The sequence below is a fragment of the Frondihabitans sp. OV104 genome (assembly GCF_057787745.1).
The window spans coordinates 3,409,368-3,421,599 of sequence record NZ_CM173541.1 but is presented as its reverse complement, the minus strand read 5'-3'; the positions used below and the strand labels follow the sequence as shown (position 1 = coordinate 3,421,599).

The 12,232-nt window shown below is 72.1% G+C and carries 12 protein-coding genes; 1 reads left to right on the top strand and 11 read right to left on the bottom strand.

What is annotated here, in order from left to right; all coding sequences use genetic code 11:
• Positions 1 to 132: 132 nt before the first annotated feature.
• The 4 genes from AC3CBB_RS16190 to AC3CBB_RS16175 all read right to left on the bottom strand — a co-directional run bounded on the left by AC3CBB_RS16190 (position 133) and on the right by AC3CBB_RS16175 (position 4,411).
• Positions 133 to 1,851: an Ig-like domain-containing protein gene (locus tag AC3CBB_RS16190; protein ID WP_488625383.1), complete on the bottom strand. Its 1,719-nt coding sequence runs from the start codon at positions 1,849 to 1,851 to the stop codon at positions 133 to 135.
• Positions 1,852 to 2,073: 222 nt separating this feature from the next.
• A complete protein-coding gene (locus AC3CBB_RS16185; protein ID WP_488625382.1) occupies positions 2,074 to 2,733 on the bottom strand; it encodes a response regulator in 660 nt (219 codons plus the stop codon).
• A complete protein-coding gene (locus AC3CBB_RS16180; RefSeq protein WP_488625381.1) occupies positions 2,730 to 3,902 on the bottom strand; it encodes a sensor histidine kinase in 1,173 nt (390 codons plus the stop codon). Before AC3CBB_RS16180 ends, AC3CBB_RS16185 begins: the two co-directional genes overlap by 4 nt.
• Before the next feature lie 8 nt (positions 3,903 to 3,910).
• A complete protein-coding gene (locus AC3CBB_RS16175; RefSeq protein ID WP_488625380.1) occupies positions 3,911 to 4,411 on the bottom strand; it encodes a hypothetical protein in 501 nt (166 codons plus the stop codon).
• Positions 4,412 to 4,531: 120 nt separating this feature from the next.
• Between AC3CBB_RS16175 and AC3CBB_RS16170 the strand changes: the two genes are divergently transcribed.
• Complete coding sequence (locus AC3CBB_RS16170) at positions 4,532 to 5,383, top strand: spermidine synthase (RefSeq protein ID WP_488625379.1); 852 nt, start codon at positions 4,532 to 4,534, stop codon at positions 5,381 to 5,383.
• A 167-nt stretch (positions 5,384 to 5,550) separates the two neighbouring features.
• Here the strand turns inward: AC3CBB_RS16170 and AC3CBB_RS16165 are convergent, their stop codons facing one another.
• The 7 genes from AC3CBB_RS16165 to fliP form a co-directional block, all read right to left on the bottom strand.
• A complete protein-coding gene (locus AC3CBB_RS16165; protein ID WP_488625378.1) occupies positions 5,551 to 5,805 on the bottom strand; it encodes a carbon storage regulator in 255 nt (84 codons plus the stop codon).
• 147 nt (positions 5,806 to 5,952) lie between these two features.
• Positions 5,953 to 6,954, bottom strand: coding sequence for a hypothetical protein (locus tag AC3CBB_RS16160; RefSeq protein ID WP_488625377.1), 1,002 nt, complete (start codon positions 6,952 to 6,954; stop codon positions 5,953 to 5,955).
• A gap of 15 nt (positions 6,955 to 6,969) precedes the next feature.
• Positions 6,970 to 9,033 carry a flagellar biosynthesis protein FlhA gene (locus AC3CBB_RS16155; protein WP_488625376.1) on the bottom strand — a complete coding sequence of 688 codons (2,064 nt, stop codon included), beginning with the start codon at positions 9,031 to 9,033 and terminating at the stop codon, positions 6,970 to 6,972.
• Positions 9,030 to 10,181, bottom strand: coding sequence for an EscU/YscU/HrcU family type III secretion system export apparatus switch protein (locus tag AC3CBB_RS16150; protein ID WP_488625375.1), 1,152 nt, complete (start codon positions 10,179 to 10,181; stop codon positions 9,030 to 9,032). Before AC3CBB_RS16150 ends, AC3CBB_RS16155 begins: the two co-directional genes overlap by 4 nt.
• On the bottom strand, positions 10,181 to 10,942 hold the full coding sequence (locus AC3CBB_RS16145) for a flagellar biosynthetic protein FliR (protein ID WP_488625374.1): 762 nt from the start codon (positions 10,940 to 10,942) through the stop codon (positions 10,181 to 10,183). Before AC3CBB_RS16145 ends, AC3CBB_RS16150 begins: the two co-directional genes overlap by 1 nt.
• A complete protein-coding gene (fliQ, locus tag AC3CBB_RS16140) occupies positions 10,942 to 11,217 on the bottom strand; it encodes a flagellar biosynthesis protein FliQ (protein ID WP_123506901.1) in 276 nt (91 codons plus the stop codon). Before fliQ ends, AC3CBB_RS16145 begins: the two co-directional genes overlap by 1 nt.
• Positions 11,217 to 12,044: a flagellar type III secretion system pore protein FliP gene (gene fliP / locus AC3CBB_RS16135; protein ID WP_370454120.1), complete on the bottom strand. Its 828-nt coding sequence runs from the start codon at positions 12,042 to 12,044 to the stop codon at positions 11,217 to 11,219. Before fliP ends, fliQ begins: the two co-directional genes overlap by 1 nt.
• Between the last annotated feature and the right edge of the window lie 188 nt (positions 12,045 to 12,232).

Sequence of the window (12,232 nt, the reverse complement as noted above, 5' to 3'; positions counted from 1 at the left end):
AAGCGACGTCGAGGCGAGACGTCGAGGGAAGACTAACCGGCAGGCGTGGCCCGGTGGAGGGCCGGGCGCGAGAACACACGCTAATTGGGGGTACGGGTTCCGGGCCGCGGGGGACGGCCCGGAACCGAGGTGCTACTCCTCGTCGAGACGGCCGGCCGCGGAGCGGCGACGACGCGCGATGACGGAGAGCAGGAGGCCGAGGCCGAGCAGCACGAGGACGCCGGTCAGCGGGGTGCGGACGTCGGTTCCGGTGTAAGCCAGGGCGCCGGTCGCGACCGGGGTCGCAGTGCCGCCGAGGGTAGGCGTCAGGCCGGCCGCGGCCGGGGTGACCGGGACGACGACGACGGGTGTCGTGGGCGTGCCGGGGGTGACGGGCGTGGTGCCGCCGCCGGCCGGAGGCGTCGTGCCGTTGCCGCCGTTCGGGCCGGTGGGCGTGACGGCGTTGACTCGGGCGAAGTACGCGTTCGAGCTCGTGACCGCGGTGCCCGACGTGACGCCCGTGCCGGTCACGGTGCCGACGTCCTGGTGGTCGATGTCGCCCGATCGCACGCCGCTCAGGTCTGCGGTGCAGGTGAACGAGGCGCCCGGCGCGAAGCGGCCGGCCCAGGTGGTGCCGGTGGCGGGCCCGCCGAGCGGCGAGAAGTCGCAGCTCAGGCCGGTCACCGTGCCGTTGGCCACGACGTCGTCGACGACCGAGACGTCGCGCAGCGGGTCGGTGCCGGTGTTCGTGACCTTGTAGACCAGCGAGGCGGTCCCGTTCGTGGCGAGGGTGACCACGTCGGCGGCCGTGTCGGCCGCGTTGCCCAGGCTGTCGCCCTTGACGATCGAGACGGAAGCCGTCGGGTTCGTGCCGGCGCCCACGCCGCCCGCGGCGGCCTGCGAGATGCTGGCGAAGCCGCGCTGGGTGCGCGTCGCTCCGGCGACCGTCGTCGCCACGGTGCCGACGTTGCTGAACGTCTGGGCCGCGGTCTCGGAGCCCGTCGCCTCGCGGAGCGAGACGCGGATGCTCACGCGGTAGGCGTGATCGGCCGCGGCGGCGGGCCAGGTCGCGGTGTAGCCGGCCTCGGTGCACGACTGCGAGGCGGGCACTGTGGTGGTGATCGAGGCGATGGTGGTGGTGCCGGGGGTGAAGGCGACGTCCTGGTAGCGGATGGTCGAGCAGTCGTAGAACCAGTTCTGGCCGGTCGGCACGGTGTCGCTCGAGACGGCGCTGTCGAACGGTCCGACCGGGGTGTCGAGCCACCACGCCAGGAAGTCGACGGGGTTGGTGTGGCCCTGATCGGCCGAGGTGAAGGCGCGCGACTTGATCGGCACCGAGCGCGTCGACACCGAGCCGGGGCGCGTGATGACGGTGGTGAACGAGACGCCGTCGCCGGTCACGGAGGTGATCGGGGTCGACGCCCCCGGCGGCACCTGCACGCTCGAGTAGTCGGAGGTGACGAAGGCGGTGCCGTGCGTGTCGAGGTGTGTCGACGCGTAGTCGGTCAGCGTGAACGTGATGACGACCGGCGAGGTCGACGAGAGCGCCGCAGTGGCGACGACGGCGCCGCCGTCGGGGTCACGGAGCGCGAAGTCCGAGGGGAGGTTGCGGAGCACCGAGCTCAGCGTCAGCGTGAACGTGTCGCCGGCCTGGGCGTTGTCGGGCACCTGCCAGTCGATGCTCGTGGTCAGCTGCTGGCCGGGAGCCGGCGTGGTGGGCGTGACGGCCACGTTCGTGATCGCGCCGCTGATGACGGCGGCGCTCGCCGGGGTCGCGCCGAGGGCGATGCCGGCCGCCGCCAGCAGCGGCACGGCCGCCAGGGCGACGACTCGGCGCCATCGAGCCAGTCGGGTGACAGGGCGTGCGGGCACAGGGAGGCGCAGAGAAGACATGCAGGACCTTCGGGATCGGGTGTCGACGCGAACCTGCCCCCGGGCGTCACGCAGCGCCGTCTCCCAGCGGTTGGGGCCGCGGAGATCTGGCCTGGGTGTGCGTGACCGACGTGATCAAGGGGCGTCTTCGCGCCGTCGGATAAAAGCCAACCTAACCCCCGAACGGGGTACACCACCAGCCTCTTCCGGAATGCGCAGACCTCACGAGAGCGCCAGCGCCATCGCCTGCGCGCGGGTGGTCACGCCGAGCTTGGAGAAGATCGCGTTGACGTGCGCCTTGACGGTGGCGACGCTGACGAACAGGCGGGCCGCGATCTCGGGGTTGGCGAGGCCGTCGGCGATCAGCGAGAGCACCTCGGCCTCGCGGGGGCTGAGCCCGGCGAAGCGCGAGCGAAGGGACTCGGGGGTGCTCGGCGGCGGCGCTTCCGTTCCTGCGCCCGTGAGACTGGCGACGAGACGCGCGCCGACCGAGGCCGCGAACGTCGCCTGGCCGGCTGCGGTGGCGCGGATGGCGCTGGCGAGCTCGGCGCGCCCCGCGTCTTTGGTGAGGTAGCCGCGGGCTCCGGCGCGGAGGGCGCCGACGATCGACTCGTCGTCGGCGTAGGTGGTGAGCACGAGCACGGCGACGCCGGGGTGCTCGGCGATGATCCGGCGGGTGGCGTCGGCTCCCGAGAGCTCGGGCATGCGGAGGTCCATCAGGATCACATCGGGCACGAGCTCGGCCGCCAGACGCACGGCCTCGACTCCGTCGCCGGCCTCCCCCACCACCTCGAAGCCGTCGACCAGCCGCAGCACAGTGACCAGGCCATCGCGCACGATCGCCTGGTCGTCGGCCACGAGGATCCGGATCGTGTCGGTCATCGCGCGCCTGCCTCGGGGCAGTCGAGCTCGAGCACGACCGAGAACTTGTCGCCGTCGCGCCTCGCGGTCAGCGTCGACCGGTCGTCGAGCTCGGCCACGCGCGAGCGCATGCCGGGCAGTCCGCTGCCGTCGCCGAGCGGGCCATCCTGCCCGGCGGGGTTCGAGATGACTGCGCGCAGGAACTCCCCGCCCACCTCCCGAGACAGGCTCACCCTCACCGGCGCGCCCGGCGCGTGCCGGCGCGCGTTGCTGAGCGCCTCGCGCAGCACCCCCGCGAGCACCCTGCGGTGGCCGGCGTCGAGGGAGGACGCGCCCTCGACCCCGGACGCCTCGACACTGCCGCCGAGACCGCGGTGCGCCGCCAGCAGGTGCGCCACGGCGTCGTCGGCGTCGAGCGAGCTCGGGGCCGGGTCGGCGGCGGGGTCGCGGAGGGCGGTCACGGCGCGGCGCGCCTCGCCGAGCCCGTCGGCGGCGAGGGTGCGGGCGGCGGCGACGCGGGACGCGGCCTCCTCGGTGCGGCCCGCCTCGAGCAGCGCCTCCACGGCGTCGAGCTGGATGACGAGGCCGCCGAGGCTGTGCGCGAGCACGTCGTGGATGTCTCGGGCCACGGTCGCACGGTCGGCGAGCAGCGACGCGCGCTGATGCTCGCGCTCGAGGTCGAGCTCGCGGGCCAGGAGCGCGCGCTCCCGCTCGGCTGCGGCGACGGTCTGCCGCCGGTTCAGGCCGACGACGATGCCGAGCGCGTAGCCGCCGAGGACGCCGAAGAAGAACGACGCCGGCCTCACCTCGGCCAGGCCGCCGATGACGGTGATCACCGCGCCGAGGGCGGCGAGCAGCGGACCGGCGTAGCGCGAATGCCGCGTCTCGGCCGTGACCGCGGTAACGGCGATGATGGCCGGCGTGACCAGGAGGCCGTCGGTCGGGCCTACCATGGCCGCGCCGCCGACGACCATGACCAGCGCGGCCAGGTCGCGGAGCAGGTCGACGCGGACGAAGGCCCGCACCGCCCAGATCAGGAGGACGACGAGGCTGCAGCCGATGACGATCGGCTCCCGGTCGTCCGGGCCGCCGGTGCCGGCGATCACCCAGAACGCGACGACGACGGCCCCGACGCCGTTCAGCGCGGGGCCGAAGCCCGTGCGGGACGGAGTCGGGGCGGGAGTCGTCACGTCAGCCATCATGCCGTGGCCGTGACCACCCGCGGCATCCGGGAGTCGAGCACGAGCGCCGAGGCGGCGCGGTTCGCGGCGATGGTGAGCAGGATCACGCCCGTCGCCGTCAGCAGGTGGGCGCCGAGGGCGGAGCCGGCCACGTCGATCCCGATCCGCACCGCGATCAGCGCGATCCACAGCGTCATGCCGAGGCCGCCGCTGCGCGACTCGAGGACGTTGCCCTTGTCGTCGGGTGCCGCCGCGCGGCGGAACACCGTTATGCGGCCCATGATCAGGCCGAGGACGACCGCGAACGCGAGCTCGACGGCGATGAGCGTCACGTCGATCGGACCGACGCTGAGGCCCTTGGCCGACGTCGACAGGCTGATGAGGCCGACGATCGCGAGGATCGCGGGCATGCGCCAGACGCGGGCCCGGTCGAAGGGGCGCCAGCGGAGCTGACGGGCGCCGATGTAGACGACGAGTGCGACGCCGACGGCGATGTTGATGAGGAGCTGGACGGTCATGTGCGGGCCTTTCTCTGGGGTGGTTCCAGCTTCGCCGCGCGAGTTCCTGCGCCCCACCACCCCAGGGTGGAGAGGCGTCGCGGCAGGGTGGAAACCGGGCGGGCATGGGAGGCTTGGGCAATGGCCACCCCACCCGAGAACCTCGAGATCACCATCGGCGCAGGCCAGGCCCGGATCGAGCCCGACAAGTACTCCCCCGGCTCGTACACGCTGGTCGTCGACGGCACGCCGCAGTCGCACGTCGACCTCGACGACCCCACCCACCTCGTCTTCGAGTACGTGCGCCGGATCGGCCACGCCATCGACCTGCTGCCCGCCGGCCCGGTCACGGCGCTGCACCTCGGGGCCGGCGCCCTCACCCTGCCCCGCTACGTCGAGGCGACGCGGCCCGGCTCGCGCCAGCAGGTCGTCGAGCTGGAGCAGTCGCTCGTCGAGCTGGTGCGGGCGCAGCTGCCGTTTCCGCGCGGGGCGTCGATCCGGATGCGGTACGGCGACGCCCGCGAGGTGATGGAGAAGCTGCCGGGCGGCCTCCGCGGCACCGTCGACCTCCTCGTCGTCGACGTCTTCGGCGGGTCGCGCATCCCGGCCCACGTCACGTCGCTCGAGTTCTACGAGGCCGCGGCGGCGTTCCTGTCGCCGACCGGGATGCTGGTCGTGAACTCCGCCGACGGAGCCGGGCTCGCCTTCGCCCGCGGCCAGGCGTCGACCCTCGCGACGGTCTTCGAGCACGTCGCCGCCGTCGCCGACCCCGGCACGCTCAAGGGCCGCCGTTTCGGCAACGTCGTGCTGATCGGCTCGCGGTCGCCGCTGCCCGTCGACCAGATGCCGCGCGTGTACTCGGCCGACCCGCTGCCGGCGAAGGTCGTGGCCGGGCGCGAGCTGCGCGACTTCATCGCCGGGGCGCCGGTCGTCACCGACGCGACCGCCGTGCCGTCGCCGGAGCCGTCGCGGTCGGTGTTCGGCGGGCGCTGATCTGCGCCCCGCCCGACGCGCGGCCGCCGCTTCAGAAATTCAAGGAGATTTTTGCGCCGACGGGCTGGGATCCGCATGGGCAAGTCGGCTGAGCGCCGAATCTCCTTGAAATTCTGGCGGGGCCGGGAAGGGCGGGGCCGGGCAGGCTCGGCAGAGTGAGGCGCTGACTACCTCGCGTCGGGGGCGGCCTCGTCGGGCTTGGCGAGCAGGTCGCGCAGCGTCGCCTCGGCCTCGGCGGGCGCGGCGGCGGCTTCGGCGTTGGCCTCGGTCACGGCCCGCACGACCTCCTCGCGCTGCACCTTGATGCCGCGCGGAGCGTCGATGCCGACGCGAATGCCGTCACCGCGGGAGTCGAGGATGGTGAGGACGATGTCGTCACCGATGAGGATCCTCTCCCCCACCTTGCGCGTAAGCACCAGCATCCCGCCAGACTACCGGGCCGCGCGCGCCTGACACGTCGAAACGGCGAAAACACCCCGCCGCGGCGCAGTGCCGGCACCGATCCGGCGGGGCTGCGCCGATTCGGCGGGCCCGGGCCGATTCCAAGGGCATGTGCCGATACCTAAGGCCTACGCGTCGACCCAGCCCAGCGGCAGGCCGAGCTCCCGCACGGTGTCGGGCGTCGACGTCGTCGCCAGGCCCGAGGCGGCGAGGCCGTCGGCTTCGATGACGGCGGAGGCCTGCGCGATCCACCGCTCGGTGTCGGCGGGCTTGCGCCCGGCGTCCACGACGAACCAGATCTGGTCGGGGGCGAGGTTCTCGACGACGCCGGCGGCCGTGGAGTCCCAGCCGACGGCGACGATGGTCGCGCGGTCCATCTCGACGCCCGAGGCGCGGGCCTCGAGGGCGCCGCGACGGTCGGTGATGGCGACGAAGCGGCCGTCGGCGCACGAGCCCGCGACCCGGATCGCGGCACGCGTGCGGGTCGAGCCGTCGGCCATGGCCTGGGCGACGGCGACGGTGTCGGGCCGCTCGCCGACGATGACGACGAGGTCGCCCGGGCCCTCGAGAAGGGCCGGCGCGATCGGACGGGGCGCGCTGGCTGCGGCGGCGGCCGCGGCGCGTCGGGCTGCACGGGTCGGGAACGCCTGCTGCTGAGCGGCTCCGGGCACCGAGGCACCGGGCGCAGGAACTGGCACGGCCACGTCGGGAGCCACCCCGTTGAAGGCCAGGTCGTCCATCAGCTCCGCGAACGCGTTCGAGCGGGTGGACACCGCCGGCTCGGGCTCCGGCGCCTCGGCTGCGAACATCTCGTCGCCGCCCTCGGCATCGGCCAGCAGGGCGGCGAGTCCGACGCGCTGGGCGGGGGTCGGCGCGAAGGCGCGCTCGGCGGCGGGGCCGGCGGGGGCGGGCATTTCCTGCGCCCCGGGCTTCGCGGCGGATCGACGGCCCTTCTCGGGCAGCTCGACCGTCGCCTCGACGTAGCGCTTGGAGAACAGGCCGGCGATGCCCAGGCCGCCCGACGTCACGCGCTCGGCGGCGACGATGCGGGCTCTCGGGCCGTGCTCCTCGCGGACGCGCGCGGCGATGTCGTCGAGGCTCTTGCCCTTCAGGACGATCCGCTGTGCCATGCGGCTAGTTTCGCACTAGGCCGCGAGGGTGTCGACGCCGCGGACGACCCCGACGGTCTCGATGGTCGAGTTGCCGGCGGTGGCCTCCTGGTAGTTCAGGACGGGCAGCCCGCCGGTCTGGGCGGACACGAGGCGGCGGATAGCCGGGCGGAGGGCGGGGGCGCAGACGAGGACGGCCGAGGGGCCCGATGCCTCGACGTTCTGCAGCGACGCCTTCAGCGACGACAGGATCATCTCGATGCGGTTGGCGTCGATGAGGATCTGCGAGCCGTTCTCGGACGGGCGCAGGCCCTCGAGGAGCGACTGCTCCAGGCCGGGCTCGATCATGATGACGCGGAGCACGTTGCCGTCGAGGTACTGGGCGGCGAGCGCGGGGCCGAGCGCGGCGCGGGCCGACTCGATGAGGCCCTCGGGGTCGGTCGACACCTTGGCGCGGAGCGTGAGCGCCTCGCAGATGCGGCCGAGGTCGTTGATCGGGATCTGCTCCTGGAGCAGGCCCTGGAGCACGCGCTGCAGCTCGGCCATGCTGAGCATGCCGGGGATGAGCTCGTCGACGGCCGGGGCGTTGACCGTCTTGACGCCCTCGACGAGCACGCGGACGTCTTCGCGGGTGAGGAGGCGAGCCGCGTTGTCGGCGATGATCGACGACAGGTGGGTGACCAGGACTGACACGCGGTCGATGACGGTCGCGCCGGTCATCTCGGCCGAGTGGCGCATCTCGGAGGGGATCCACTTGCCGGCGAGGCCGAACACGGGCTCGATCGTCGAGACGCCGGGGAGCGCGTCGAGGTAGTCGCCGAGGGCGAGCACCTTGCCGGCGGGCGCGGTGCCGCGGCCGGCCTCGACGCCGGCGATCCGGATTGCGTAGGTCGACGGCGGCAGCTCGACCGAGTCGCGGGTGCGGACCGGGGGCACGACGACGCCGAGCTCCATGGCGACCTTGCGGCGCAGGGCGCGGACCCGGCCGAGGAGGTCGTCGGAGGCGCCGGAGACCATGTCGACCAGGTCGGGCGCGAGCTGGATCTCGAGGGCGTGGACGCGCATCTGCTCGAGCAGGTCGTCGGTGGTCTCGGTGGTGGGGGCGGCCGGGGCGATGGCGGCGAGCTCGGCGGCCGCGGCCTCCTTGGCGTTCCGGGTCTTGATGCGCTGGCCGATGATCAGGAGGGTGACGCCGACGACGAGGAAGGGCACGATCGGCATGCCGGGGATGAAGCCCATGCCGATCGCGGCGACGCCGGCGATCATGATCGCGGTGCGCGACTGGGTGAGCTGCGTGGACGCCGTCGAGCCCAGGTCGGACTCCGCGTTGGAGCGGGTGACGATCATGCCGGTGGAGACGGCCATCAGCAGCGCGGGGATCTGGGTGACGAGGCCGTCGCCGATGGTGAGGATGCCGTACTTCGAGAGCGCGTCGCCGATGGCGAGGCCGCCGGAGACCATCCCGGTGGCGATGCCGCCGATCAGGTTGATGATGATGATCAGGATGCCGGCGATCGCGTCGCCCTTGACGAACTTCGACGCACCGTCCATGGCACCGTAGAAGTCGGCTTCGCCGGCCACCTCGGCGCGGCGCTTCTTGGCGATCTCGTCGGTGATGAGTCCGGCGTTCAGGTCGGCGTCGATCGCCATCTGCTTGCCGGGCATGGCGTCGAGGGTGAAGCGCGCGCCGACCTCGGCCACGCGCTCGGCGCCCTTGGTGACGACGACGAACTGGATGACGACGAGGATCAGGAAGATCACGGCGCCGATGATGACCGAGCCGCCGACGGCGACGTGGCCGAAGGCCTGGATGACGTCGCCGGCGAAGCCCTGGCTGAGCACGAGGCGGGTCGACGCCACGTTCAGGCCGAGGCGGAAGAGCGTCGCGATGAGGAGCAGCGACGGGAAGACCGAGAAGTCCATCGGCTTCTTGACGAACATCGTCGTCAGCAGGATGACCAGCGCGAGCAGGATGTTGCAGATGATCAGGGTGTCGAGCAGGAACGACGGCACCGGGACGACCAGGAGCAGCACGATGCCGACTACCCCGACGGGGACGGCGAGCTTGGGGAGGCCGGCCATTTTTGAGGGTGCGGTCATGCGGGGGCTCCAACGAGGTCGGGGGCGGTCGGTTCTGAGTCGGTGGGGGCGGGGGCCGTGTAGCCGGCACCGCCGGGCATCGTGTGCACGCCCTCGGCGGCGCGCGAGCCGCGCGCCGTGAGGGCCATCACGAAGGTGAGGACGCGAGCGACCGGCGAGTAGAGCTCGACGGGGATCTCGTCGCCCAGCTCGCACGCGGCGTGGAGCGCGCGGGCCAGCGGGATGTCCTTGACCATGGGCACGCCCTCGGCCTCGGCCTTCTCGCGGATGCCGCGGGCGACCTCGCCGGCGCCCTTCGCGACGACGCGGGGCGCCGAGCGGCCGGGCTCGTACTTGAGCGCGACGGCGACGTGCGTGGGGTTGACCATGACGACGTCGGCGTCGGCGATCGCGCTCATCATGCGACCGCGGCTCATCGCCATGGCGCGGGCGCGACGCTGCTGCTTGATCAGCGGGTCGCCGTCGGACGACTTGCTCTCGTCCTTGATCTCCTTCTTCGACATCCGCGTCTTCTTGCGGTTGCGGCGCATGACGACCAGGACGTCGAGGCCGCCCAGCACGAGGCCGGCGGCGACGGCCGCGACGACGAGCGACGAGACGCCGCTTCCGGCGGCGGCCATGAGCGAGGAGAGCGGGAGGTCGGCGTTCATCAGCACCGGCAGGAGGCCCTGGATGACAGTCCACAGCACGAGCGCGACGACGCCGGTCTTGAGCAGCACCTTCGCGCCCTGCCAGAGCGCCTGCATGCCGAACATGTTCCTGATGCCGGCGAGCAGGTTGAAGTGCTCGAACTTCATGATCGACTTCTTGAAGTGGACGCCGCCCTGGACGACCGCGGTGACCAGCACGGCGATGCCGACGATCGCGAGCATCGGGCCCATGACGCCGCCGATCGACGAGAAGGCGTCGAACATGGCCGCGGTGGCGCGCGCCTGTGTCGGGTCCTTGATGACGTCCTGGACGGTGACGACCTGGTGGAGGCCGGCGGTGGTCGCGCGGTCGATGGCACCGGGGATGGCGATGACGGCCGCGGCGACGCCGACCCACGCGCTGAGGTCGGTGGACTTGGAGAGCTGGCCCTTGCCGTGGACCTCCTTCATCCTCTTCTCGGTGGCGTCCTCTGTCTTCTCGCCGGTCTCGTCGGCCATCAGCTCACCGCCCCGAGCATGATGTCGACGGCCTCGCGCGAGAGCGACGAGACGACCTGCGGCAGCGCGACGAAGACCATGCCCGCGAGGCCGAGCGTGATCATGATCTTGAGCGGATAGCCGAGCTGGAACGCGTTGAGCGCCGGCGCGACGCGCGTCAGCAGGCCGAGGCCCGCGTCGGCGAGGAAGAGGATGACGATGAGGGGCCCGGCGATCTGCAGCGTCGACAGGAACATCGACGACGTCGTCGACACCAGCAGCTGCGCGGGGTGAGCCAGGTCGAGGCCGCCCGAGACCGGGATGGCGTCGAACGTGCGGAGCAGGCCGCCGATGACCAGGAGGTAGCCGCCCGACGTGAACAGGAGGACCAGCGAGGTCATCTGGAAGATGCGCGTGAACTGCGCGCCGTTGACCTGCGAGCCGGGGTCGTAGCCCATGGCGAGCTGGAAGCCGCCGAAGAGGTCGATCGCGCTGCCGGCCGACTGGACGGCGGCGAAGGCGAGCCACACCAGGAAGCCGAGGACGGCGCCGGTGACCAGCGACAGGATGAGCGACACGAAGAAGGCGCCGGTCGCCTGCTCGACGTAGCCCGGCACGACGACCGGGGCGACCGCGAGGGCGAGGCCGACACTGAGCATGGCCTTGACGCGGGCGGGGATGGCCGAGTGGTTGAACGGCGGCGCGATCATCAGGAAGGCGACGATGCGGACGCCGGCGAGCATGACGGCCTCGACCGCGCCCATCGAGAAGGAGAGGCCCATCAGGCACCGCCGAGCAGCGACGGGATGCGGTCGAACAGGGTGGTCGTGAAGGTGACCATGGTCGAGATCATCCAGTTGCCGCAGACGACCAGCGCGATGGCGCAGGCGATCGCCTTGGGCACGAACGCGAGCGTGGGCTCCTGGATCTGGGTGATCGACTGCAGCAGCGAGATGGCGAAGCCGACGACGAGGGCCGTGATGAGCACCGGGGCGGCGAGCTTCGCGGCCACCACGAGGGCCTGGACGCCGAGGTCGAGAACGGCTGTGCTGTCCATCAGTTGTAGCTCTCGATCAGGCTCTTGATGATCAGGCCCCAGCCGTCGACGAGGACGAAGAGGAGGATCTTGAAGGGCAGCGAGATCATGACCGGCGGCAGCATCATCATGCCCATCGACATCAGGGCGGCGGAGACGACGAGGTCGATGACCAGGAACGGCAGGAAGATGACGAAGCCGATGATGAACGCCGAGCGGAGCTCCGAGATCATGAACGACGGGATGAGGGTGAGCATCGGCACCGACTCGATGTTCGCCGGGTTGGCCTTCTTGGCCGCGCGGGTCATCAGGGCGATGTCCTCCTCGCGGGTGTGCGCCGTCATGAAGGTGCGGAGCGGCTGCTCGGCGAGCGTGATCGCGTGGGTGAAGTCGATCTTCCCGGCGAGGTAGGGCTGCAGGGCGGCGTCGTTGATGTGGATCAGGACCGGGCCCATGATGAACAGGCTCAGGAAGAGCGCGAGGCCCGCGATGACCTGGTTCGGCGGGATCGACTGGAGGCTGAGCGCGTTCCGCGTCATGGCCAGGACCACGAAGATCTTGGTGAAGCTGGTCATCATCAGCAGCAGGGCCGGCGCGACGCTGAGGAGCGTGAGTCCGAGCAGCGTGACCACGGCCGACGAGGGGGTTCCGTCGGGGCCGTTGATGTTGACCGAGACGCCGCCGGTGCCCGAGGTGGCAGGCGCCGTGGGGCCGGTCGGGGTGACCGGCGCCGTCGGCTCGACGGGAGCGGCGTGGCCGGCGTTCGCCGTCACGAGCACGAAGCCGACGATGAAGACGAGCACGGCGGTGACGACGAGGGCGATGCGGAGCAGGCGCGCGAGGCGGATGCGGCGCAGGGCCTGGCGCTCGGCGGCCGACAGGAGGACCGGGGCGGGGCCGAGCCCGAGGAGCTTGGCGGCCAGGCTGTGCTCGGCGCCCTGGCGGAGTGCCTCGACGAGGGCGGGGCGCGAGTTCCTGCGCTCGCCTCCGAAGAGGCGGCCGGATGCCGGACGTGACGCCGGACGACCGGAGCATG